We start from the raw sequence: 24201 nt of genomic DNA, 5'->3' as shown, positions 1-24201 counted from the left end.
CATCCACAACATGGCAAATTCAGAGAAAGGAAACCGTCACATGGTCGACAGCGCATTGCCGCCCGACATTCCCAGCCTGCTCGAGCGTATCGCCGAGCTGCGTCCTCTTCTGGAGAAGAACGCAGCGGCGGGCGAGGCGGATCGCCGCGTCTCCCAGGAATCGATCGACGCACTCGAAGCGATCGGAGCCTTCCGGGTCACGCAGCCCGCCGAGTACGGCGGATACCAAGGTAACTCGCGTGCGCAGGTGGATGTCGGTGCGGCTGTCGGCCGCGCCGACGGCGGTACTGGATGGGTAGTCGCCCTCACCAATATCGCGAACTGGCTCACCTCGCTCTACCCTCGTCAGGCGCAGGAAGACGTGTGGGGAGAGGACCGCAACGCGAAGGTCTCCGTGGTCCTGGCTACCAACGGAAAGACCACGCGTGTCGACGGTGGTTACCGTGTCAGTGGAGAGTGGAGCTACAACTCAGCCTCGTGGCACACTCAATGGGCGATCCTCGGAGCCGAATTGGTCGATGACAAGGGCCAGTTCGTCGACACGGCGCAGCTCCTCATTCCTCGAACCGATCTCGAGTTCAAAGACACCTGGTACGTCGCGGGCATGCGTTCCAGCGGCAGCAACACGCTCGTCGCGAAGGACATCTTCGTCCCGGACCACCGAGTACTCCCTGGCGAGCCTGCCCTCCTCGGGAAGTACCCTGGCACGACGGACGACACGCCTGGCGTATACCGCGCGGGCTGGATCCCGGTGCTGAACATCATCCTCGTCGGCCCACAGCTGGGCCTGGGCCGAGCGGTGCTGGATCGCGTCATTGCGAAGGCCGACAGCAAGGGCATCGCCTACACGAGCTTCGAGCGCCAAACCGACTCGGTGGCCTTTCAGCTCGACGTGGCGAAGGCAGCCTTGCTCCTGGAGGCGGCGGAGGGATTTGCGCACCGGGCAACGGACGAGATCGACGTCCCCGCCGAGCTCGGCGAATACCCCGACTACCTGACGCGCGCACGTAACCGTGCCTACGTCGGTTGGATCGTGGAGCACGTATCGCGAGCGATCGAGATCCTCCTCACCGCGCACGGTTCGGGAGCGTTCGCAGAGGTGAACCCGCTGCAGCGGCTCTGGCGTGACCAGGCGGTCGCGTCGCGGCACGCGTTCGTCCTGCCGGCGCTGGGATACGAGCTGTACGGCAAGGCGCTGCTCGGCCGCGACGACGGCGACTCTGTCACCCCGCTGGTCTGAGCTGGAACCGAACCTCACCTGTCACACCGCCCGCCCGAGGTCGCGTGATCTCGGGCGGGACCCACCCGAGAGGGTTTCAACACCGAAGTCAACCCCGCCGCCGATCGTGAATGGTCACGTGCGACGGCCTGCACCCGAGAGGAATACACATGAGCGACCTTTCTGTGGCTCGAGACATCCCCGATCTGCTCGAGAAGATCCGGCAGATTCACCCCATCATCCGCGAGCATGCGGCGGAGAGTGAAGCACAGCGGCATGTGGCGCAGGAGACGGTCGACGCGATGACGGCGATCGGCGTGTTCCGCACCGGTGTTCCGAAGCGCTTCGGCGGCTTCGGGTCCGATACGCGGGAACAGATCGACGTCGCGCGCGTTGTCGCACAGGCCGACGGCGGCACAGCATGGGTCACCGGACTTCTGAACTCCGGAGCGTATGTCGTGGGCTGGTTCCCGCGCCAGGCGCAGGAGGAAGTCTTCAGCACTGGTCCGGATACGCTCGTCTCGATCGTGCTGGCGCCTTCGTCGAACGCCACGAAGGTCGACGGCGGATATCGTGTGACCGGCGAGTGGCGATACAACTCCGGCTCGTGGCACTCTCAGTGGGCGATCCTCGGCGCGCCGTTGCACGACGATTCCGGCGCCTTCGAGGACAACGCGATCGTTCTCATCCCCCGCACGGATCTGCAGTACAAGGACACGTGGCACGTCGCTGGCTTGAAGTCGACCGCGAGCAACAGCTTCGTCGCCGAGGATGTCTTCGTTCCCGAGCACCGAGTGCTACGGGTGACCCCGGCGATCGAGGGCGACTACCCGGGTGTGGACGAAAGCAGCGAAGCACCGTACAAAGCCGCGTTCGTCCCCGTCCTGGAGGCGCAGCTACTGGGTGCACACCTCGGAATGGGGCAGGCCGTGCTCGCCGCGGTCCGAGCGGACGCCACCAAGAAGGGCATCGCCTACACTACCTATCAGCGACAGTCGGATTCCGTACCCTTCCAGCTCGCTCTTGCGCGAGCCGCACTGTTGCTTGAAGCTGCTGAGCTGTTCACTTACAACGCAGCGCGGGAGATCGACGGGGCCACGCAGGCGGGGACATATCTGGACTACGCGACACGCGCTCGACAGCGTGGGCAACAGGCCCAGGTGGTGGCGAACGTCAAGGACGCGATCGACCTCCTGATGACCGCGCATGGCTCGGCGGGTTTCGCCGAGTCCAACTCCTTGCAGCGGTTCTGGCGTGACCAGGCGATCGCGGCCAGGCACGGTCTGACCCTCCCTGACACCGGGCTCGAAGTCTACGGCCGATGGCTGGCCACGGGGGAGAACAGCAACCCCGCCACACCCTTCGTTTAGCAAGAGCTCTGCGCAGCCCGCCCTCCCGGCGCCACATGGAACCGAGAAGGCGGGCTGCGCACTTCCGAGATACGTGAGCCCTTCAGGCTCATGACCACGCGTACGCGCCGGATGCTCGCTGCGGTCGGCATCCGGCAAGAGAGAAGCGGTGCCGATGTCCCCCAGCAGTCTCCCCGCCAACGTCTCAGCTCTGATCGAGAAGATCGACGAACTGCGCCCGCTCCTGCTGCGTAACGGCGCATTCGGCGATCAGAACCGGCGTGTGGCGCAGGAGTCGATCGATGTGCTCGCGGAGATCGGCGCGTTCCAGGTGACCCAACCTGCCCGCTTCGGCGGGTTCCAGGGTAACTCCCGTGCCCAGATCGAGGTCTCTCGGGCCGTCGGCCGCGGCGACGGCGCGGCCGCGTGGGTGGTCGCGCTCACAAACATTGGGGGATGGCTAACCTCGCTGTTCCCCGCTCAGGCGCAACATGACGTGTGGGGAGAGGATCCCCGCACCCGCGTGTCGGGAGTGCTTGCGCCGAACGGCAAGGCTGTGCGTGTCGACGGCGGCTACCGCGTCACAGGACGATGGGCCTACGCATCCGGTTCATTGCACAGCGCTTGGTCGGTGTTGGGTGCCGAGCTTGTCGACCAGAACGGCGAGTTCGTCGACACGGCGCAGCTTCTGATTCCGCAGTCGGAGCTAGGGTTGGATGACACCTGGTACGTCGCAGGGATGCGCGGGAGCGGCAGCAATACGATCACTGCAACGGATGTCTTCGTGCCCGACTACCGAGTCATCCCGGGCACTCCCGCGCTGCGGGGCGAATACCCTGGCACCACTGAGGACACGCCGGGGGTGTACCGGGCCGGATGGATTCCGGTGCTGAACATCATCCTGGCCGGCCCTCAGATAGGCATCGGTCAAGCCGTGCTGGACGCGGTGGTCCAGAAGGCCGCCAGCAAGGGCATCGCCTACACCAGCTTCGAGAGGCAGTCAGACTCGGTGGCCTTCCAGCTCGAGGTCGCCAAGGCAGCGCTTCTGCTGGAGGCGGCAGAAGGCTTTGCACACCGGGCAACGGACGAGATCGACATCCCCGCTGAAGCCCACGAGTACCCGACCTATGTTTCACGGGCGCGTAACCGCGCATACGTCGGATGGATCGTTGAGCACGTCAGCGAAGCGATCAGCATCCTCCTGACCGCTCACGGCTCTGCCGCCTTCGCCGAGGCAAACCCCTTGCAGCGACTGTGGCGTGACCAGGCGGTCGCCGCGCGACACGCCTTCGTGCGTCCGGCACTGGGATACGAGCTGTACGGTAAGGCGCTTCTCGGCCGCGACGATGGCAGTTCTGTGACGCCGCTGGTGTAAGCGTCCCCGCAGATCGTCGGTGAAAGTCTGGGCCGATGCGGCAACCGCTGCGCCTGGAACGAGTTGGCGCCCGCGCAGAGGATGGTGGACTCCCTCGCCTCACAGTGTTCGTTCACGGGCAGCTCGACCTGAAGGAGGAAGGCCTGACTTCTCGAGCGCTCGCGCTCAAGCTTCCGCCGCGTCCGCGACCGCCGGTTCAGCACAAATCCGATCCCGTCGCGGTGAGAACGTTATCGGCGCGTGCCCGCCCTCACGTTCCTCCGGAACCTGATCGCTGACGCCCGTGCGGAGCGTGAGCGGAGCGGTGGACACCATCGTGAAGCGACGTCTGCTGCCCCACGGGGCCGGCTTTGGGGACTTCACCGTAGACGACATCGCCCTGCTCACGGGACGGCTCACCAACGGCGCTCTCGCTTCGTTCAAGGCAACCCGGTTTGCCACCCGGTCGCAAGAACGCTCTGACCATCGAGGTCTCGGGCGACGAGGGTGCCCTCGCATTGATCTGGAAGATCTGAACAGTCTGCAGTTCTACGACCGCACGGCACCACCCGACCGGCAAGGGTACACGAGGGTCCTCGTCACGGAGACTGGCCACCCGTACGTCGCCGGATGGTGGCCGGCCGGGCACGTGCTCGGTTACGAGCACGGCTTCTCCCGCCAAGCCGTCGACTTCATCGTCGCGATCGCAAACGTGGTCGACCCGCATCTAGGCTTCGATGACGGCCTCGCCGTGCAGCGCGTGCTGGAGGCGGTAGAGCGTAGCTCCGTCGCCAACGCGGCCTGGACGACCGTTCACCCCTTCAATGCAGACGCCTAGCACGCGGGCGCCAGCACCATCTGAGGCCGTCGACGGTGTCGAGCAGACCAGCCCACGTCGCCCGAGCTGTCCGGGTGGTCGCTCAGGACATCGGCGGCGGCTGTTCAGGCTCCGATCGCGGACAGCCAGGCGGTGATGGTGCGTGGGATGAGGCCGAGGCGCTGTTGTGCACTGGTCGTCGGGTCGATGACGTGGTCGGGTTGATGCCACAGCGCCTGGTAGAGGCCGGTGACCCCCGCGGCGGCGGGGCCGATCAGCGGGGTGATCAGGGTGCCGAACTCCTCGGGGGTGATCGATTCAAACTTCACGTCCCTTCTGAGGTGCTCAGCGAAGGAGGCGGCAAGGTCGGGACCGGTGATGGCGGGGAGCTGCCCGATCCCGACGATACCGGTGACGTCGCGGCGTTGAAGGAGCACGGCGGCGGCGGCGGCGATGTCCAGGTGGGAGGCCCACGAGACGGGGAAGTCTGCCCGGATTGGGTATCGCAGCACTCCGTCGGATCGGACGGTGTCGATGACCGGAGGTAACAGAAGGTTCTCCAGGAACAACCGCGGCGCGATCACAGCGAACGATACCCCCTGTTCTTCCAGCGACGACAGCAGTGTGGGGAGCGCGGCGTGGGCAGGCTGCTGTAGCGGGCTGCCTTCGGCGTCGATGGTCTTCCCGCTGGTGGAGACAACCACCCGGGCGGGGCGAGCCCGGGTGATCGCGGTCGCGATGTTGTCGGCGTATGGTGCGATCAGCTCTTCAGGACCGAGCGGGGAGGTGCACGAACACCCCGTCCGCATCACGATAGGCCTCGGTCAACTGCTCAGCGGACGCGTAGTCGGCGATCACTGTCTCGGCTCCCGGCACATCGGTGCCGGGAGTGCGGCTGATCGCGGTAACGGGACGGCCCGCGGCGATCAGTTCGGCTGCGACGGGGGACCCTTGAGCGCCGGTGGCGCCGTGCACGAGGTAGCTCATACCCACTATTAGTGCACACACAGCATCGGTTACTTCAACTGCACCAATGGGATAGTGTCGTCCTATGACCAGCACCGTTGCCACCGTCGCCACTTCCGGCTCCTTGGCGACGGCTGCGGGGCTGCTGCCGGAGTGTGGGGTGGCCAGGTTCTTGGTGTTGCTGGAGGGGCCGTGGGCGACGCTGATTGTGCGAGAGCTCCTGCCCGGTCCGCTGCGGTTCACGCAGTTGCGTGACGCCCTGCCGGGGATCAGTCCGCACACCCTCACCAGCCGGCTGCGCCGCTTCGAGGCGCACGGGATCGTCACCCGCACCGCCTACCCTGAGATCCCCCCGCGGGTCGAATATGAGCTGACCGCACTGGGTGAGCGGCTACGCCCGGTGCTGGAAGCGATGGCCGTGTGGGCGCTCACCGTCCCGCCGCCCGCCGATGAACACTGATCCAACGGTCGCATCGCCTGCTCAAGAGGCTCGATCGAACTACACGAATCCGGTCGACGAGCCGCCTGAGCATGCGATGGTTTACCGTGCCGCTGTGATCCTCAACGCCGTCATCGTCGCAGCAAAGACCTTGTCAGAAACGCCTTAGGCCACCCAGACCGTCTTGAGGTTGCAGAACTCGCGAATGCCTTCAACGGAGAGTTCACGACCGAAGCCCGATCGTTTGATGCCGCCGAAGGGCAGCTCTGGGTAGGAGATCGTCATCCCGTTGATGAAAACGGCGCCCGATTCGATCCCACGGATCGCGGCGTCGATCTCGGTTTGGTCTGTGCTCCAGAACGCCGAACCGAGCCCGAAGTCAAGCACATTGGCAACCTGCAGTGCTTGATCGAGCGACGAGACCTTGTACAGGGCGGCGACCGGACCGAACGCCTCCTCGGCGAACAGGCGCATCTTCGGGGTGATCGCGGCGACGACGGTGGGTGGGTAGAACCAGCCGTGACCGCTCCGGCGGTCGCCACCAGTGAGGATTTCTGCGCCCTTCGCGCGAGCATCCTCGACGAGCTCCTCGATATCACGCAACCCTGACTCGCTTGCGAGCGGTCCGATCTGCGTCGACTCCTCGGCAGGGTCACCCACCACGAGCGCTGCCATCTGTTCGACGAAAGCCACGGAGAATGCGTCGTAGACGTCCTTGTGCACGATGAAGCGCTTGGCATTGATACATGCCTGCCCGTTGTTGGACGTGCGAGCCGAGACCGCTGTCCGCACAGCCGTCTCGAGATCGGCCGAGGGCATCACCACGAACGGATCAGAGCCCCCGAGCTCCAGCACGACCTTCTTCAGCGAGTCGCCCGCCGCGCGCGCGACGGCACGTCCCGCGCCTTCGGAACCGGTCAGCGTCACTGCAGCGACGCGCGGATCGCGAACGATTCCCTCCACGCGTGACGAGCCGATCAGTAGCGTTGAGAACGATCCTTCCGGGAAGCCAGCGCGCCGGAATAGCTCGCCGAGATACAGCGCAGAGCGCGGGACGATGCTCGCGTGCTTGAGGAGCCCTGCATTCCCGGCCATCAGCGCGGGCGCGGCGAATCGCACGACCTGCCAGATCGGATAGTTCCAGGGCATGACAGCGAGCACGACCCCGAGCGGCTCGTAGCGGGCGCCTGCCGATGAAGCTCCCACCACCCCGGGGTCATCGAGCGACTGAGGGGCGAGGAAGGCCTCGGCGTGGTCGGCGTAGAACCGCATAGCTCGCGCAGACTTGGAGACTTCCTGGCGGGCCTGCACGATCGGCTTGCCCATCTCCGCCGTGACCGAGGCAGCGACCTCCTCGGTTTCCGCATCGAGCAAGTCGGCGGCGGCACGCATCCATGTTGCTCGCGCGTGCCAGCCGGCCTCCGCGAGCGCCGTGACCGCCAGGTCAGCGGCGGCGAGCTTGGACTCGACGTAGAGCTCGTCGTCCTCTTCGAATGTGCCCAGCTCGACGCCGGTGGCAGGGTTGATGGTGCGGATTGTGGCCACAGAAGGCTCCTGATGCGTGCGAGGGCGGTTGTTCAGATGAGGATGCTGAGCGGATTCTCAATGCGGCGCTGGAACGCGGCCAGCCACTGTGCGGCGATGGCGCCGTCGAGCACGCGGTGATCGGCCGACAGGGTCACGGTCATCACCGTTCCGACGGTCAGCTCACCGTCAGAACCCACGATTGGCACCGGGCGCGCGGCTCCTACCGCGAGGATGCCCGACTGCGGGGGGTTCAGGATCGCACTGAACTGCTCCGTCCCGTACATTCCTAGGTTCGAGACCGAGAAGCTTCCCCCCTCCAGCTCTTGCTGGCGGAGGCGACCGGCTCTGGCGCGCTCTGCGAGGTCGGCGACCGAGGCGCTCAGCTGCGATAGCGGAAGGCGCTCGACGGCTCGCACGACGGGCGTGAGCAAGCCGCCCTCGGTAGCGACGGCCACGGCGAGGTCGACACTAGAGAACCGCCGGATGCTGTCATCGTTCCAGATCGCGTTTGCGGCGGGCACGTCAACGAGCGCCGCGGCGACGGCCTTGAGCACGAAGTCGTTTACCGAGATCTTCCGGGGGGCGGTTTCGTTTATCGTGCGGCGAAGATCGAGAAGCGCATCCACGCGGCAATCCGCTACGAGGTAGAAGTGGGGGACAGTCGACTTGCTCTCCGTGAGCCGCCTCGCGATCGTGCGCCGCATTCGGTCGATCGGAACGTCCTCAAACGCCGCGACCGCCTCGGTGGGCGTGGCCGGTGCGCTCGGGGCAGGGGACCGCGGTGCGGCTTCCGCGATAGCCGGGGCCTCGGTAGGAGCCTTCGCCAGGTACCGGTCGAGGTCGCGACGCACGATCCGCCCACGTGGGCCGGTGCCGGCGATCTCATCGAGCGAAACTCCGTGCTGGGCTGCGATGCGACGCACCAGTGGGCTGGCGAACCGCCGCTCTCCTGCAGGAGCGGACTCGGTATCCGTGGTTGACGGGATCGGGGCAGGGCCGGGATCGCCTAGCGCACTTATCGAAGGAGACGCATCAGTTGTGTCGGCCGCACGCGAAGGCGATGAAACAGGTTCGGGATGAGATGCGGAGCCGGAGACTCCGGCTGTACGCAGCGCGTCGTCGATGGCGTCGCCGGATTCGCCTTCGGCGACGAGCACGAGGATCGCGTCGCCGACCGCGACGTTATCGCCTTCCGTCACCAGCAGGCGACCGATCGTTCCGCCCACCTCCGCGGACAGCTCCACGATCGCCTTGTCGGTCTCGATCTCGGCCAGGGACTGGTCGACGGCGACTGCGTCACCCTCCTGCACGAGCCACGTCTGGATGGCGGCTTCTGTGGCGCCTGCCATCACTTCAGGCATGCGGATGATCTGGGCCATGATCAGGCTCCGAATCCGGCCCGGACGGCCTCGAGGGCCAGGACCACTTCCTCGGTGCGGGCGATCGCGGCGCGTTCGAGGACGCGCGAGATGCTCGGAGAGGCCTCGCCGCCAGTCACTCGCGCGATCGGCTGGTCGAGCCAGTCGAAGTAGCGGCGCTGGATCTCGTCGGCGAGCCATCCACCGTATGAGGTGCCCTGTGCGCCCTGCTCGACGATGAGCACGGCGTTGGTCTTGCGGATGCTCTCGCCGATCGTGTCCCAGTCGATCGAGGCTCGGTCGAGCCAGCGCAGATCGATGAGCTCGGCATCCACACCGGTCTGCTCGATCGCCTCGGCGGCGTGGCCGACCATCGACAGATAGCTGATGACGGTGACCTCCGATCCCGGACGGACCACGGCGGCGCTGCCCGGCGGGATGATGTAGTCGAGATCCCCTTCGGGGAGGTGATCGGCCTTGGCGTAGAGATCGACGTGCTCGATGACGAGCACAGGATCCTCCAGCGCGAGGGCGGCGTTCATGAGACCGACGTAGTCGGTTGCGTTGGAGGCGGCAACGATGCGCCAGCCGGGGCTGGTCGCGAAAATGCCGGCGGGGTCCATGAGGTGCTGCGAGCCGTACCCGGAGCCGATCGCGACCTTCGTGCGCAGCACGAGCGGCACGGGGTTGTCGCCGCCGAACATGTGACGTGCCTTGCCGATCTGATTGAACACCTGGTCGGCGGCGACCCACATGAAGTCGGGGTACATGAACTCCACGACGGGGCGATAGCGGCCGTCCAAGGCGAGTCCGCCACCCAAGCCCACGAACGCGTTCTCGCTGATCGGGGTGCCCAAGACGCGGTCGGGCCCGTACTTCTTCGCCAGTCCTTTGGTGGCTCCGTTGGTGCCGCCGTTCAGCTTGTGGATGTCCTCGCCCATCACGACGATCCGGGGGTCCTGCTCCATGCGGCGGTCCATGACCGCCGCGACAGCGTCGACGAACTTCACGGTCCGGGTCGACTCTGGCGAATCCAGGTGGGGAAGGCCCGTGAGCTCACTGCCGTCACCCCGCACGCCGACGTTCACGAACGTGGTTTCGGGCCACAGTCCGGGTCGGATGCGGCGCTTGCCGGGTCGATCGGGATCGGCTTCGATCAAGGCGTCGACGGCAGTCGTCATGGCCTGCTGGACCCGCGAACGGAGCGCGGCCACACCCTCGTCGTCGATGAGCCCGCGGTCGCGCATGCGGTTCGCTGTGAGGTCGAGCGGGTCGCGAGCGCGCCACTCCGCCTCTTCCTCTTTGGTGCGGTAGCCGAAGGCGCTGCCGGGATAAGGGCCGTTCTGGTGGAAGAACCGGTACACCTGCGCCTCGATGACGGCAGGGCCCTCGCCCGACCGCATCCGCTCTGCGGCCTCCTCAGTGGCGAGGTACACCGCGAGAGGGTCCATGCCGTCCACCCGCCACGACGGGATGTGGAAGCCCTGACCGCGTACCGAGAAGCGGGTGTCAGCAGTGATCTCGTCGGCGCGGGTGGAGACGCCGTACATGTTGTTCTCGACGAAGAACGCCACCGGCAGATTCCAAGCCGCAGCGAGGTTCATCGACTCGAGCACCGAGCCGATCTGCGCCGCGCCGTCGCCGAAGTAGTTGATGGTGAGGTCGGTCGTACCGCTGTGCTTCTGTGCCCAGGCGTTGCCGGCGGCCATCGGAGCGCCGCCGCCGACGATGGCGTTGGTGCCGAGCGCGCCCGCTTCGAACCACTGCAGATGCATCGACCCGCCACGTCCGCGACAGTAGCCCTGCGCGAGCCCGAGGATCTCGGCAAGCGTGCGCTGTAGCACGGTCTGAATCCGCTCGTCGACAGGGTCGGCAGGGTCGATCGTGCCGCCGCTCACGTGCGTGAGTGCCTTCGCGAGGAACTGATGATGTCCGCGGTGCGACCCGTTCACCCCATCTGAGGAGCGCAGCCCCACAATGGAGCCGACGGCGCCGCCCTCCTGCCCGATGCTGGAGTGCGCCGGGCCATGGACGAGACCTTCGCCGGCGAGTTCGAGCACCGACTCCTCGAATGCACGAATCAGGTGCAGCTGGCTGAGCATCGTGCCCAGCAATGCGGGATCCGCCGCTTCCCAGTCCGCCTTCGTCGTCACCAGTTCGATCCAGTCGACACCGGTGGAGAGCTTCTTGCGTTTTGGCATCGTCGCCGCTTCCCATCCGCGGCCATGCTGTCGGCCCGCTGGATGCCAGTGTAGAGTAGGATTTGATCCAATACAAGCCAAGGTTGCCAAGGAATCTCGCTAATGGGTGAACCACGCTGACTTGAATGGATACGATATTAGTGACACTTGACAAGGGGGTTGAGCAATGAAGAACAATAGGCGCGCTGGTATACCGGGGCTGCAGGGATCGGACCACATCGGGATTACGGTCCCAGACCTTGATGAGGCGCACACCTTCTTCGTCGATGTCCTCGGCGCCGAGCACGTTTACACACTCGGCGAGAAACGTGCCGACGACGACTGGATGCAGGTCCAGATCGGAGTGCATCCGCGCACGGTGATCCGTGAAATCCGCTTCTACCGACTCCAAACGGGCGTGAATCTCGAGGTCTTCCTATACGACGCCGCTGACGGGCAGAATCCGCAGCCGCGCAACAGCGACATCGGCGGGTATCATCTGGCTCTGTACGTGGATGACATCGACGTCGCAGTTGAGTATCTTCGCGCTGCCGGGGTCGAAGTGATGGGCGAACCCGTTGCGAGCCAGCAGGCCGCACTCGGACAGCGGTGGGTGTACTTCCGTAGTCCCTGGGGACTCCAGTTCGAACTCGTGAGCTATCCAGAAGGCAAGGCGTACGAAGCGGACGCGACGCGTCTGCTGTGGAAGCCCACCGACCCGTCCGCATGAAAGGACCCATGATGGACGCTCCGCGTGTAGGCGGGCACGGCGCCACCGGCGCCCGTGTCGCCGAGACGTTGCGGCTCGCCATCCTGGACGGCGAGTACACGCCGGGTGAGAGAATTCGGCAGGATGAGCTCGCCGAGCGTCACGGCGCAAGTCGGCTACCAGTGCGCGAGGCCCTCCGGATGCTGGAGGCCGAAGGACTGGTCACCCTCGTGGCGAACACCGGCGCGTGGGTCTCGACGCTGAGCGCTGAAGAATGCCAGGAACTGTATCTCGTTCGGGAGCGCCTCGAGCCGCTTCTGCTGGGAATGAATGTGCCCTTCGTGACCGACCAGGAGATCCAGCGCCTGCAAGTTCTCGCTGACCGGATGAACGACTCCGCCGATGTGGAGGAGTTCCTCATGCTGGACCGCGAGTTCCACCTCACGGGTATCGACCATGCCAACACGAGCGTGCTCACCGATCTGGTCAAGAGCTTGTGGAACCGCACCCAGCACTACCGGCGCGCCGCCACACGCCTGTTCTGGAACGAGGGCGACAGCAGCGTGCACCACGACCATCAGCTGCTGGTCGGTGCGCTTCGTCGGCGTGACGCCGACGACGCGGAGTTGCTGCTCGCGCGGCACATCCGTCGCAGCCGCCTCGAACTCTCGAGACATCCCGAGGTCTTCGACGTTCGCGCCGCCTGAGCCTCGAGAGGCCCCTTCTGGCTCCGTGGAAGGCGTGCCGCAACTTCACTCACCGCACTGAGCGCACGGCATCCAAGAGGTCGTCCTGCACGACCTCGGGCGACGGGTATGCCTTCTTGCTGTGGCTGACGCCGGTGAGCACGAGTAGCTCGGCGAACTTCTCCGCCACCACGCCCGGGTTGAGTACCGGCACCTCGAGCACCGTGCGCAGGTGCTCGTAGCTCTGATGCATCGTGGTCGACCCGAGTATGATCACGTCGGCGCCGTCCTCGTCGATCGCCGCACGGGCCTGGCGCTCGAGCAGTTCGAAGACGACCTCCTCCTTGCCCGCGAGCAGCTCGGCGGCATCCGGTCGCACCCCGATGTCGCGGATTGACGCGACCCGATGGGCGAGCCCCTGCTCGGCGATCGTCTTCTCATAGAGCGAGTGCCAGCGCGGCCACATGGTGATGATCGAGAACTTCTTGCCGAGCAGGCACGCCAGCAGGATCGAGGCGCTCGCCGGCGCGACGACGGGGATCTCCAGCCGCGACCGGAGCGCCGACAGAGCGGAGTCGCTCATCGAGTTGATCGCGACGGCGTCGTAGCCCTGTTCCTGGGCGCGGGCGCCGGCCTCCAACACGAATGTCTCCGCGAGAAGCTGCTCGTACGGGCTGTCGATCACCCTGGCTCCTGCCCGCGCGGCCACGAAGTCGTTCTCGAAGTCCGGGTGCACCACCTCATCCGACAACTGGGCACGGAAGGCGTCGAGTGCGGCCGGCGGGACCGGGACAGGGACGATGTTCAGGATGCGTCTGGTCATGATGTCTATGACCTCAGCCGGCCACGGCGACGGCCGCCGGCCGACGGATGCCACGCTCTTCAAGGATGGGCAACACATTGTCACGGAAGTAGGGGAACTCCTCGACGTAGTCCACGAACGAGAGGGTCGTGCCGCCGAAGCCGGCCTCATGCAGAGCCGTGATGCCGTCGGCGACCTGCTCGGGCGTGCCGACGAGCTGGAAACCGCCGTGTCCGATCGCGAAGCTGTCGCGCAGCTGCTCCAGCAGATCATGCGGGAATGACTCGGCGTGGGCGATCTGCAGCCGCACCGTGTTGTCGAGCGCCTCGCGGTCGACGTTGTCGCGCGCGGTGTACTGCAGCCAGTCCTGAGCCTCCTTCTCAGTGGGCCGGCAGATCACGTGCGAGAAGGTCAGCACGTCGACCGATCGTCCCGCCTGCGCGGCCTGCTCCTTGAGAGCGGCGTTCTCGTCCTTGGAGCGTGACAGGTCGAGCGCGCTGGTGAAGAGGAAGTCCGCATTGCGCACGGCGAACTCGCGCCCGATCTGCGATCCCGCCGCGTTGAAGATCGGCAGCGGCCGCTGCGGCTTCGGATCGCCGTGCACGTTCTTCAAATGGAAGTACTTCCCCTCCCAGTCGAAGCGACCGTCGCGCTCCCACAAGGCGCGGATGACGTCGAACCACTCCTGCGCGTACGCATAGCGGGTTTCGTGGTCGTCGGGTAGGTCGAGCCCGAATGCCTCATACTCCGGCTTGTTCCACCCCGCGACGATGTTGAGACCGATGCGGCTGTCGCTGATGTGGTCGATAGTGGCGAGCTGCTTCGCGACGACGATCGGATGGCTCATCGCGGTGTGCACTGTGGCGAACACGAAGAGATTCTCGGTCTGCGCGAGCAGCCCCGTCGCCCAGGTGATCGTCTCCAGCACGCTGCCGTGGAAGTTCGTCTCGCCACCGTTGCCGACCCAGCGGGCGACGGGGAGCATGAAGTCGATACCGGCATCGTCGAGCAGCCTCGCGAGCTTCAGGTTCTTCGCCCACGAGGCATCCCATCGCTCTGGGACGGTCGTGATCGTCATGCCGCTGGAGCAGTTCGAGGTGAACGTGCCCAGCAGGAAGGTGTCCTTCTCCAGGAATGATGGTGTCGACATGGTATGCGTCTCCTAACGCGGGTGGGTGGGTGGATGGAGGGAGCGGCCGTCAGGCGGCGACCAGTGAGCGGATGCCGCGATCGTCGAGGATGGGCAGGACGGTGTCGCGGAAGTAGGGGAACTCGTCGATGTAGTTGACGAATGACAGGGCGGCGCCGCTGAACCCGGCATCCTGCAGCGCCTGGATCCCGTCGGCCACCCGCTCGGGAGTGCCGACGAGTTGGTATCCGCCGTGGCCGGCGGCGAAGCGGTCACGCAACCTCTCCAGCACGTCGTGTGGGAACGACTCCGAGTGCGCGATCTGCAGCCGGAGCGTGTTGTCCAGGGCTTCGCGGTCGACGTTGTCGCGAGCCGTGTACTGCAGGTAGTCCTGAGCCTCGCGCTCGGTCGGTCGGCAGATCACGTGGGCGAAGGTGAGCACGTCGATCTCGCGGCCGCTGGCGGCGGCATCCGACCGCAGTCTCGCGTTGTCGTCGCGCGCGCGCTCAAGATCCAGGGCCGAGGCGAAAAGGTAGTCCGCATTGCGGACGGCGAACTCCCGCCCGGCCTGCGACCCGCCCGCGTTGACGATCGGCAGGGCCCGCCGTGGTTTCGGATCGCCGTGTACCTGCTCGAGATGGAAATGCTCGCCCTCCCAATCGAACCGGCCGTCATGGGTCCAGAGCCGTTGGACGACGTCGAACCACTCCTGCGCATACGCGTAGCGGGTCTCGTGGTCGGAAGGTAGGGTCAGGCCCATCGCGCGATACTCTGGCTCGTTCCAGCCGGCCACGATGTTGAGGCCGATTCGGCTGTCGCTGATCTGGTCCACCGTCGCCAGTTGCTTGGCGACCACGACCGGGTGGTTCATCGCCGCATGGATCGTGGCGAATACGAACAGCTTCTGCGTGTGGGCGAGAAGGCCGGTCGCCCACGTCACCGATTCCAGCGCGTTGCCATGGAAATTCGTCGCGCCGCCGTTTCCGACCCAGCGCGCGACCGGGAACATGAAGTCGATGCTCGCCTCGTCGAGCAGCTTCGCCAGCGCGAGGTTGTTGTCCCACGACGAGTCCCATCGCTCGGAAACGGTGGTGATCGTCATCCCACTGGAGCAGTTCGACGTGAACGTCCCGAGCACGAAGTGTTCCTTCGCGGTGAAAGGGGTCGTCGACGGCACTCGTATCTCCCTTGACAGATCGCCGGCGGAGGACACGCTTCGCCGTTCATGCTGACTGTACGAGCCGGATTCTCCTGATCACAACGGGGAGAGACTAGATTTCTTCTGTGGAGAAGAAAGCGGCGCCGCACGCGGCGGTCGACCGCGCGCTGAGACTCCTGATTCTGCTGCGCGAAACGGAATCGCTCAGTGTGACCGAAGTCGCCGGACACTTGGAGGTCTCGGCCTCTGCCGCGCATCGGCTGCTGAGCGCCTTCCGGGCGCGTGACTTCGCGACGCAGGACGCCGCCCGCCGCTACCGAGCGGGTCCCGCGCTTCGGGCAGGAGAGCGCCAGCGCACTATCGACGACGCGCGCATCGCCCTGCGGCCGAGCATCGCCGCTGTGCAGACCGAGCTCGACGAGACCGTCAACCTCTGGGTGCTCGAAGGGGTGCTGGTGCGCAATATCGACGGCATCGAGTCGACTCAGGCCCTGGGAATACGCCTCAACGCGTGGGAACGTGTGCCCGCGTACTGCTCCGCCGTGGGAAAGGCCCTGCTGGCACGGTTCAGCGACGCCGAGGTCGAACGCATGCACCGAGGTGGACTGCCTCGCTGGCCCTCGTCGCGGATGACGTCGATGGCGCAGTTGATCGAGCATCTGCAACAGGTGCGGGAGCGAGGGTACGCCACCAACCTCGAGGAGGCCGTCGCAGGCGTTTGCGGCGTCGGAGTGGCGATCCGCTCCTCGCTCGGAGGAGTGATCGCCGGAGTCAGCTGTGCGGTGCCGACGGTTCGCTTCTCCGGCCTGCGCAGTCGCCAAGTCGCACGGACGCTCCGCCATGCGGCAGAAGAGATGGAAGACGTGCTGATCGGTGCGGGATCGGGCCGCTGACACCTCGGAGTCGGATGTCGGTCGCAGCGCGCACGGCGGAGGGGTGGCATCCGATCGGCAATTCTTTGCGTGCACCTTCACAAACGAGCGCTTGACGTTCATTAATAGCTAACAGATAATGTCACCCGTCAGAAGAGCATCGGCGCTCTCGACCCGGGCCGGTGTCTCACATCACGCCGCGCGCGCGAGGAGCGACCATGGTCCAGGTCTTCGACAGTCGGCTGGTGACACGCGAGGATCGCCTGGATTACTGGCGTGAGCTCGTCTCGAGTCACATCCTGCTGGTCGATCTGGATCCGCGCCACGATGAACGCCCCGAGGCGGCCATCCTATGCAAGCGGATCGGCGGCCTGCAGATACACGAGGTGGGCGGCGGAGGCGACCACGTCTACAGCCGCGATGAACGTCAGGTGCGCCGCGCCGACCCCGACAGTGTGCACCTGGGCGTTCCCACCCGGGGAAGCTCGCTGCTCACGCAGGACGGTCGGGAGGCGATCCTCGGCCCGGGCGACATGGTCTTCTGGGACAGCTCGCGTCCCTACAGCCTCGTGATGGCCGAGCAGTTCCACTGGCATGTCTTCCAGCTGCCGAAGGAGAAGCTCCGCCAGCCGGACACCGAGATCTCTTCGCTGACCGCGACCACGATCGCGACCGACTCGGGAATCGCCAGGGTCGTGATCCGTCATCTGCTGGAGCTCTCACGGCATGCCGAGGAGATCGAGGAGGAGACCTCGGCGGAGACGCTCGCCGAGAGTGCGCTCGACCTGGTCGCGGCGCTGGTCCAGTCGAGGTTCGGCTCGCCGTGGGCGGTGGGGCACCCCACGGACGTGCTCCGAGCCCGGGTGCGAGCGTACCTCGCAGACCACCACGCCGATCCCGACCTAGATCCCGTCACGATCGCGCGCGCCCACAGCATCTCGGTACGAACTTTGCACAATCTCTTCGCCCAGGAGGAAGCGAGCGTGATGGACCGTCTGCGATCCATCCGGCTCACCGCGATCCGGCGGGAGCTGACCGATCCGCGCATGGCGGGAGAGCCCATCGGCGTGATCGCCAGGCGCCACGGCCTGCCCAATTCGACGACGTTTGCTCGCGCCTACAGGGCCGAGTTCGGGCTGAGCCCTAGCGAGTTCCGCGCAGCCCGTCTCCCATGACCGTGGTTTCCGCCGCGCGGTTCGATCGACAGCCGAGAACACTTCCCGCAACCGCGAGCGCGTCGACTGCCCGGTGAGCCGCCGGCGCGGCGCGCACCGACCTGCAACGCACCGACTGCGACGCAGGGCGCAAACCTCACGCCGCAGCATTGGCGTGCCATCGGGTGGCTGCCTAGCGTGACGGCAGGTCGTCGCGATGCAGCGCGACGGCAGCGACAGATCGAAGAGGATCACGCCGACATGCACGACGCCACCAACACTCGTCGCACGACGACCTCGTGGCGACCCGGCGATGGCATGCGTCGCCAACCGCACCTACGGGCGCATGGCCCCTCCGAACACGGACCGTCCCCGCGTGGGCTCGGGCGTCTCCGTCCTCAGTCCTGACTATCGCCAGTAATACGACAAGGAGCCTCTCGCGTGTCAGATCACATCCGTCCTGAGATCGCCGCCGTAATCGAGCGCATCGACGAGCTGCGGCCAGAGCTGTCCGCAGCGGGCAGGGAAGGCGAGGAGCTGCGCCGCATCCCGGTCGCGGCGTTCGACGCCCTAGCTGAGACCGGCGCGTTCACCATCTCGGTGCCGACCCGGTTCGGCGGCCTCGCGGCGAACACCGGTGAAGCACACGCTGTCGCGCGTGCCATCGCCCTCGGCGACGGCAGTGCGGCATGGGTGCACGGAATCCTCGACTCCGGCGCCTGGGTGCTCGCCCTCATGGACGACCGTGCGCAGCAGGACGTCTGGGGCGGTGGTGCCGGGACCTCCTTCATCTCCATCGTGCTCGCACCGAGCTCGCGGGCCGACCGCGTCGACGGCGGCTATCGCGTCACCGGTCGGTGGGGTTACGGAACGGGCAGCTGAGCGGCCAATCGGATGGGTCGCCATGCGCCAGATGCGAATGTGCTGCGGGATGGTGCACGAGCGTGTTGAACGAGGCGGCCGCCCGATTCGCGCGGACGGCGACGGAGTGGAACTCGTTTATCGGTCGTTCCGACGGCGCATCGGGGCGCAGACCGCGGAGGCGATCATCGGTCTGTTCGAGTCGGTTCGATCGACCTAGAAGGAAGTGATTCGATGAGTGACCCCAAAGTCCCACTGACGATCCTGGGCAACGCTGACGCGGACGGTATCTGTGGGTCGGATGGATGTCTCCTCCCGATCGGCAGCTCCTCGAACGTGTCTCCTGATGAAGAGAGCCTCAGCTCGCAGCTTGACACCGGGCATGACTGATCAGAATGCAGCTGTTCCTGCTCGCCGCGAGGTCTTGGAGGCTCTGCTGACGGCCGAGCCGCTGAGGCTACGCCGGCGGAGCATCTCGCTCGGTGTGCATCCCGACGACGCCGACGACGTGGCCCAGACGATCGCGTTGCGTGCGTGGCGGTCGGTGGATACAGTCGCCTCTTCCGAACCGAAGTCACTGTGCGCGTGGATCGACGTGATCGCGCGTACAACGGCGGCCGACCTGTTTCGCCTGCGTTCTCGCCGGCCCGAGGAGCAACTCTCCGTCAGTCTCTCCGCTGCGCACGATGTCCTCAGCGCGGTCGACGATCGTGTGCGTCTCCGCCAGGCCGTGGATGCGATCCACGATCTGCCTGACACGTTGCGCGACCCATTCGTGCTCTCAGTAATGGAAGGCCGCAGCGCCGCCGAGACCGCCGCGATGCTCGGTATCAACCCATCAGCGGTGCGTCAGCGATTGACGCGTGCGCGCTCCATGCTGCGAGCCGAACTTCGGACCGAGGGAGGCGAGTCGGGCGTGTGAACGGTGGGCAGGAGGTTGAGCGGACTCCACCCCCTGCCCAGCGGCCGGGCTCAGGCCGTTCCGAACGGATTGTCGATGGTGTATCGCCAGCCCTTCGCTTCGTCAAGGGTCGCGACATCGGCGGTGCTGCCCGACAGCGACACCGCCGCGCCGTCAGGCCCCGTGCCTTCTATCTTCCAATCGGCGACGGCGAGGCCGGTCGCTCCGGCGACGAACGTGTGACGCACGGTCAGCGAGATCGGCAAGTCGATCCCGAGAAAGCTCTCAAGTGCAGCCCGCACTTGATCTGCGCCCTGCACCGGCTGCCCTGGAGCAGGCACAAAGACCGTCTCAGGCGTGGTGAGAGCAACGAGGCCGTCCAAGTCACGGGCATTGAAGCGATCGGCGAACGCCCGCGGCAGCTCAGCGAGGTCGAAGATGGCAGTTGTCATGACGGATCTCTTTCGTGTCATGGCCACGCCGACTTGCGCGGCCTCACAGAGAAAGACGTCCAGGCTCCGGATTTGTGACATGGTCGTCGACTCGCGCCGCTGAGGGAAGGGGCGGGAGCAGAACGAGTCGTTCCTGGGAATGCGGAGCGTCCTGCCGAATGGGAAACACCGGGCAGCAGGCCATGAACGCATCCGCGAGTCGAGACTACTTCGAACCCATCGTCCCTTTGCTCGGTCGATCGCGTTGCGGATCCAGGCGGGGAACCCTGCCGGAGTCGACCAACGATCCCGGAGATGCTGGACCTGCGGCTCCGCTCGCGGATACACCCTCAGCCGTGCAGGGCCGTCCCAGCCATAGGCTTCGCCCTGCTGCAGATCCCTGTCGAGCGAACTACGGTGGACGAAGCGGGATAATTAGCCATGCTGCACGAATGCATCGTAAGCTGGTACGAAGTGCATTCACACTTAACACAACGTTCGTAACGGGAGAGGGCGCTTCAATCCAAGGTGCGCCTGAGGAGAGAGACGTGTCCGCAGCCACCTACGATGCGCATCGTGATGCCTGGATCGCCCGCGAAGAACAGGCGGAGCAGCTTATACCGCGGATCGGCCGCCTGTACCGTGACCACGGGGTGGTGACGTCGATTCACGGGCATCGGCTCATCAATCTGTCCGCTGCCGGCGTCATTTCGGTGCACGAGCGCGCACGTGAACTCGGCCACGAGGAACTCCCCCTTGCCGAGACATCGGTCGTGATCGATGCGCTACTCAAGATCTCACCTAGCCCCGCGTCGATCGACGTGGCGCGGCTAGCGGCGTCGTTGCGCGACGCGGCAGCGTCGGACGTCGTGGATCACGTGCGCAGCATTCTCGCAGCAGCGCCGCGCGAGGCGCCCCCCGTCGCTGGCACGGACGTGGTGCTCTACGGATTCGGCCGAATTGGTCGGCTGCTTGCTCGAATCCTCGTCGCCCACGCGGGAAACGGTCGCGGGCTGCGGTTGCGCGCGATCGTGGTGCGTCGCGGGTCGGAGAATGATCTCGTCAAGCGGGCAAGTCTGCTCGCTCGCGACTCGGTCCACGGGCCATTCGCTGGCTCGGTGACGGTAGACGCCGCACACGACGTGCTGATTGCTAACGGCACCCGAATCCAAGTCATCTACTCCGATGACCCGGCTGGGATCGACTACACGGCGTACGGAATCCACGACGCGATCGTCGTTGATAACACGGGCCGCTGGCGTGATGAGTCTGGCCTGGCTCAGCATCTGCGAAGTTCGGGTGTGGCACGGGTGCTGCTGACCGCGCCTGGGAAGAAGCCGCTAAAGAACATCGTGCACGGCATCAACGATGAGACGATCACAGCAGCCGACCGGATGCTGTCGGCTGCGTCATGCACAACGAACGCGATCACTCCAGTGCTCAAGGCGATCGACGAGGCCTACGGGGTCGCTCGCGGCCACGTCGAGACCGTGCACTCATTCACGAATGACCAGAACCTCACCGACAACTTCCACAAAGGCGACCGGCGGGGAAGGTCCGCGGTGCTGAACATGGTCATCACCGAGACAGGGGCAGCAGAAGCGGTCGCAAAGGCGCTGCCGAAACTTGCCGGGAAGCTCACCGGCTCGGCCATTCGTGTACCAACCCCGGACGTTTCGCTCGCGATCCTCAATCTGACGCTCGACCGTCCGGCGACGAAGGACGACGTCAACGACTACCTCCGTCGCGTATCGCTGCATTCGCAACTGCGGCAGCAGATTGACTACGTCGAATCACCTGAGGTTGTCTCTACTGACTTCGTCGGTTCGCATCGCGCGGGGATCGTCGATGGGCTCGCCACGATTGTCGACGGTGTGAATCTTGTCCTCTATGTCTGGTACGACAACGAGTACGGCTATTCATGTCAAGTGATTCGCGTGCTCGAGCGGATGGCCGGTACACACCCGATTGTCATTCCGACGCGCCGTGACGTCCGCCTCGAGGCGGCGGCCATCTGATGGTTCTAGCCCATCCCTCGACGGCTCGTCGACGGAGGTGAGCCAGTGTCGGGGAAGAGTCGGCCCTCGGGGGACCCGTGCGATCATTGACGGCGACCCCGGTCGCTCCGGAGACTGCACTCCTTGCTGGGCCTCTCGTGGCAGGTTGTGAAGATCGCGGCGGGCCCGCTGTGCTACTTCAGTCCCACCGGACGCCTTCGCTGTTACGGGCGCCGTAGGGACCGTCTCCGATCGCAGTCTCGATCGCGGCGAAGTCATCGGCAGTAAGGCTCAGCCTAGCTGCCGCGAGGTTCTCTTCGACCCGCCTCGGGCTGCGGCTTCCTGGAATCGGCACGATGAAGTCACCCCGCGCGAGGAGCCAGGCAAGCGCGAGCTGTGAGACCGTCGCGGCCTTGCCCACAGCGATCGCTGTCAGCCTCTGGACGATCTCGTAGTTCTTGTCGAAGTTTTCCGGCTGCCACCACGGAAGGCCTGCGCCGGAGTTGCGACTGTCTGTGCCGTCGTAGTCCGCGGTCGACTTCTTCAGGCTGCCGGTGAGGAAACCGCGCGCCAGCGGCGAGTACGGAACGAACCCGATGCCCAGTTCGTTGAGAACGGGGAACAGTGTCTCGACTTCTCGCGTGAAGAGTGAATATTCACTCTGCACGACGGATACCGGCTGTACGGCATGTGCGCGGCGGATCGTGTTCGGTCCCGCTTCGCTCAGACCGAAGTACTTGACCTTGCCGGAATCGATGAACTCCTTTACGACTCCGGCGACGTCCTCGATGGGAACGTTCGGGTCCACTCTGTGCTGGTATATGACGTCGATGTAGTCGACGCCGAGGTACCCCAGGCTGTTGTCGATGACTTCACGGACGTGCTCCGGGCGGCTGTCGTAACCGAACTCGCGGGTGAAGCCGAACTTCGTCGCGATGGCGATCTCGTCACGGAAGTGCTTCACGGCGCGGCCGAGGAACTTCTCGCCCTCTCCCCACCCGTACAGCTCGGCGGTGTCGAAGAGAGTAACGCCCAGCTCGTGTGCCTTCTTGATCGCGGCCGTGGCCTCAGTCTCATCCGTCGGCCCGTAGGCCATGACGAGTCCCATTGAGCCGTAGCCCAGCTCCGAGACGGTCAGTCCCTGCTGACCGAGTGTGCGCTTCTTCATCACGTTGTCCTTCCTGGAGACTTACAACACCCTACGTCAAAACTGACACAGCATGACACAAACGGCGCGGTATGCTCGGAACATGAACCGTCCCCCGGCCCCGGCTAGCGGGTTGCGTGCGATAACTCGCGAAGCAGTGCGCGAACGCATCGCCGAGCACGCGCTCATCCTCTTCGATGAGAAGGGGTTCGAGCAGACCACCATCGAAGACATCGTGACCGCGGTCGGTATCTCGGTTCGCAGCTACTTCCGCTACTACGCCAGCAAAGAAGACGCCGTGATCGGCGACCTTGTCATCGCAGGCACCCAGCTCCGGGACAACGTCGCCCGGCGACTGGCAGACCAGACGCCCTGGCGGGCACTGCACCTCGGCATGCGCGATGGCGCGGAGCAAATCGACGCGCAGCCCGACAAGTGGCTTCGAACCATGCGTGTGATCTACAGTGCAGCATCACTCCGCGCACGAAACCTCGAAAAGCACCTCGCCTGGTCCGCCCTGCTCACACCTCTAATCAGGGAACGCCTCGAGGACGACCCTCTCTTCGTTGACCTCGAGGCTCGCACACTAGTCGGCAGCGCCTTCGCCTGCCTAGACGCAGCCCTTGCCTCGTGGACCGAGACCAACGCCGCCGTGCCGTTCGGTGACGCCCTAGATGCAGCATTCACCGTCCGCTACTAGGGGCCGCGTCTCCTGGTTGGGTGCGCAGGTGAGCGCTGCGTGGAAGGATGACTCCGGCGCTGCTGGCCCTGCTACGCTGACCGCCCTGACTGCAGCTAGGCTGTGGACATCTAGCACGCACGACGATCCGCCGTCATGAGTTTCGATCGGTCACCACCGTGTCATCACATGACTCCCGGAATCCTCCATGCTGATCCGATATACTTCGAGTTGTGCACAAAGCACATTCCTTGAGTATCCAACGATCTCCAGGAGTTCCAGACCTGTACTGCGCAGTGCGGGGAGCTATCGGATGCCTCCCCCCCATCCGTGGGGCAGAAATCCCATGGATAGTCGCGAGAGCGGTGCCGCCGAGGATCAGAAATATGGGGGCGGAGTAGAGGAGGCCGACGGGCCCGAACCTGTTCACCGCGATCAAGATCACCAGCGCTGCGGTGGCGAGGA

22 protein-coding genes and 1 pseudogene are annotated in these 24201 nt (G+C 65.4%); 13 read left to right on the top strand and 10 right to left on the bottom strand.

Features of this window, described 5'->3' with window-relative positions:
• Positions 1-40 precede the first annotated feature (40 nt).
• The 4 genes and pseudogenes from CGU35_RS13910 to CGU35_RS13895 form a co-directional block, all read left to right on the top strand.
• Entirely contained in the window at positions 41-1240 is a 1200-nt protein-coding gene (locus CGU35_RS13910; protein WP_100812118.1) for an acyl-CoA dehydrogenase family protein, read from the top strand.
• Positions 1241-1389: 149 nt separating this feature from the next.
• Complete coding sequence (locus tag CGU35_RS13905) at positions 1390-2589, top strand: acyl-CoA dehydrogenase family protein (protein ID WP_100812117.1); 1200 nt, start codon at positions 1390-1392, stop codon at positions 2587-2589.
• 154 nt (positions 2590-2743) lie between these two features.
• Positions 2744-3943: an oxidoreductase gene (locus CGU35_RS13900; protein WP_100812192.1), complete on the top strand. Its 1200-nt coding sequence runs from the start codon at positions 2744-2746 to the stop codon at positions 3941-3943.
• 283 nt (positions 3944-4226) lie between these two features.
• A pseudogene (locus CGU35_RS13895) lies at positions 4227-4760 on the top strand (gfo/Idh/MocA family oxidoreductase); the annotation flags it as partial.
• A 104-nt stretch (positions 4761-4864) separates the two neighbouring features.
• On the opposite strand, the gene CGU35_RS13890 reads toward CGU35_RS13895, so the two are convergent.
• Both CGU35_RS13890 and CGU35_RS18405 read right to left on the bottom strand, forming a co-directional pair.
• Entirely contained in the window at positions 4865-5551 is a 687-nt protein-coding gene (locus tag CGU35_RS13890; RefSeq protein WP_198519595.1) for a hydroxylase, read from the bottom strand.
• Positions 5508-5726 carry an NAD(P)H-binding protein gene (locus tag CGU35_RS18405; RefSeq protein WP_198519594.1) on the bottom strand — a complete coding sequence of 73 codons (219 nt, stop codon included), beginning with the start codon at positions 5724-5726 and terminating at the stop codon, positions 5508-5510. Before CGU35_RS18405 ends, CGU35_RS13890 begins: the two co-directional genes overlap by 44 nt.
• A 64-nt stretch (positions 5727-5790) precedes the next feature.
• Between CGU35_RS18405 and CGU35_RS13885 the strand changes: the two genes are divergently transcribed.
• A complete protein-coding gene (locus CGU35_RS13885; RefSeq protein WP_100812116.1) occupies positions 5791-6165 on the top strand; it encodes a winged helix-turn-helix transcriptional regulator in 375 nt (124 codons plus the stop codon).
• Positions 6166-6309: 144 nt separating this feature from the next.
• Here CGU35_RS13885 and CGU35_RS13880 read toward each other — a convergent pair whose 3' ends face one another.
• The 3 genes from CGU35_RS13880 to CGU35_RS13870 are packed head-to-tail and all read right to left on the bottom strand — an operon-like array spanning position 6310 to position 11230.
• Positions 6310-7689 carry an aldehyde dehydrogenase family protein gene (locus tag CGU35_RS13880; RefSeq protein WP_232711320.1) on the bottom strand — a complete coding sequence of 460 codons (1380 nt, stop codon included), beginning with the start codon at positions 7687-7689 and terminating at the stop codon, positions 6310-6312.
• 32 nt (positions 7690-7721) lie between these two features.
• The gene (locus CGU35_RS13875) at positions 7722-9050 is read right to left on the bottom strand and encodes a dihydrolipoamide acetyltransferase family protein (RefSeq protein ID WP_100812115.1); all 1329 of its coding nucleotides are present in this window, start codon (positions 9048-9050) and stop codon (positions 7722-7724) included.
• Between the two features lie 2 nt (positions 9051-9052).
• Positions 9053-11230 (bottom strand): alpha-ketoacid dehydrogenase subunit alpha/beta, encoded by a 2178-nt coding sequence (locus CGU35_RS13870; protein WP_100812114.1) that lies wholly within the window; start codon positions 11228-11230, stop codon positions 9053-9055.
• Between the two features lie 166 nt (positions 11231-11396).
• Here CGU35_RS13870 and CGU35_RS13865 point away from each other — a divergent pair, with 166 nt between their 5' ends.
• Positions 11397-11939 (top strand): VOC family protein, encoded by a 543-nt coding sequence (locus CGU35_RS13865; protein ID WP_100812113.1) that lies wholly within the window; start codon positions 11397-11399, stop codon positions 11937-11939.
• Between the two features lie 11 nt (positions 11940-11950).
• A complete protein-coding gene (locus CGU35_RS13860; RefSeq protein ID WP_100812112.1) occupies positions 11951-12625 on the top strand; it encodes a GntR family transcriptional regulator in 675 nt (224 codons plus the stop codon).
• Between the two features lie 49 nt (positions 12626-12674).
• Here the strand turns inward: CGU35_RS13860 and CGU35_RS13855 are convergent, their stop codons facing one another.
• From CGU35_RS13855 to CGU35_RS13845, 3 genes are read right to left on the bottom strand one after another with little or no spacing between them, the layout of a single operon-like run.
• The gene (locus CGU35_RS13855; protein WP_100812190.1) at positions 12675-13427 is read right to left on the bottom strand and encodes an aspartate/glutamate racemase family protein; all 753 of its coding nucleotides are present in this window, start codon (positions 13425-13427) and stop codon (positions 12675-12677) included.
• A gap of 13 nt (positions 13428-13440) precedes the next feature.
• A complete protein-coding gene (locus CGU35_RS13850; protein ID WP_100812111.1) occupies positions 13441-14556 on the bottom strand; it encodes an LLM class flavin-dependent oxidoreductase in 1116 nt (371 codons plus the stop codon).
• 49 nt (positions 14557-14605) lie between these two features.
• On the bottom strand, positions 14606-15712 hold the full coding sequence (locus tag CGU35_RS13845) for an LLM class flavin-dependent oxidoreductase (RefSeq protein ID WP_232711319.1): 1107 nt from the start codon (positions 15710-15712) through the stop codon (positions 14606-14608).
• 107 nt (positions 15713-15819) lie between these two features.
• Between CGU35_RS13845 and CGU35_RS13840 the strand changes: the two genes are divergently transcribed.
• From CGU35_RS13840 to CGU35_RS13825, 4 genes are all read left to right on the top strand, one after another.
• Positions 15820-16587 carry an IclR family transcriptional regulator gene (locus tag CGU35_RS13840; protein ID WP_100812110.1) on the top strand — a complete coding sequence of 256 codons (768 nt, stop codon included), beginning with the start codon at positions 15820-15822 and terminating at the stop codon, positions 16585-16587.
• Between the two features lie 197 nt (positions 16588-16784).
• Entirely contained in the window at positions 16785-17741 is a 957-nt protein-coding gene (locus CGU35_RS13835) for a helix-turn-helix domain-containing protein (RefSeq protein ID WP_100812109.1), read from the top strand.
• A gap of 420 nt (positions 17742-18161) precedes the next feature.
• The gene (locus CGU35_RS13830) at positions 18162-18602 is read left to right on the top strand and encodes an acyl-CoA dehydrogenase family protein (protein ID WP_157813991.1); all 441 of its coding nucleotides are present in this window, start codon (positions 18162-18164) and stop codon (positions 18600-18602) included.
• A gap of 361 nt (positions 18603-18963) precedes the next feature.
• Positions 18964-19503, top strand: a complete 540-nt coding sequence (locus CGU35_RS13825) for an RNA polymerase sigma factor (protein WP_100812107.1) — start codon at positions 18964-18966, stop codon at positions 19501-19503.
• A gap of 50 nt (positions 19504-19553) precedes the next feature.
• Here the strand turns inward: CGU35_RS13825 and CGU35_RS13820 are convergent, their stop codons facing one another.
• Positions 19554-19934 carry a YybH family protein gene (locus CGU35_RS13820; protein ID WP_100812106.1) on the bottom strand — a complete coding sequence of 127 codons (381 nt, stop codon included), beginning with the start codon at positions 19932-19934 and terminating at the stop codon, positions 19554-19556.
• Between the two features lie 431 nt (positions 19935-20365).
• Here CGU35_RS13820 and CGU35_RS13815 point away from each other — a divergent pair, with 431 nt between their 5' ends.
• A complete protein-coding gene (locus tag CGU35_RS13815; RefSeq protein WP_100812105.1) occupies positions 20366-21931 on the top strand; it encodes a glyceraldehyde-3-phosphate dehydrogenase in 1566 nt (521 codons plus the stop codon).
• A 178-nt stretch (positions 21932-22109) separates the two neighbouring features.
• Here CGU35_RS13815 and CGU35_RS13810 read toward each other — a convergent pair whose 3' ends face one another.
• The gene (locus CGU35_RS13810) at positions 22110-23078 is read right to left on the bottom strand and encodes an aldo/keto reductase (RefSeq protein WP_100812104.1); all 969 of its coding nucleotides are present in this window, start codon (positions 23076-23078) and stop codon (positions 22110-22112) included.
• A gap of 82 nt (positions 23079-23160) precedes the next feature.
• Between CGU35_RS13810 and CGU35_RS13805 the strand changes: the two genes are divergently transcribed.
• Complete coding sequence (locus CGU35_RS13805) at positions 23161-23757, top strand: TetR/AcrR family transcriptional regulator (protein WP_100812103.1); 597 nt, start codon at positions 23161-23163, stop codon at positions 23755-23757.
• Positions 23758-24201: the final 444 nt, after the last annotated feature.

This window comes from Microbacterium sp. BR1 (assembly GCF_002812725.1).
GTDB lineage: Bacteria > Actinomycetota > Actinomycetes > Actinomycetales > Microbacteriaceae > Microbacterium.
This window is presented reverse-complemented; position numbering and strand designations above follow the sequence as displayed.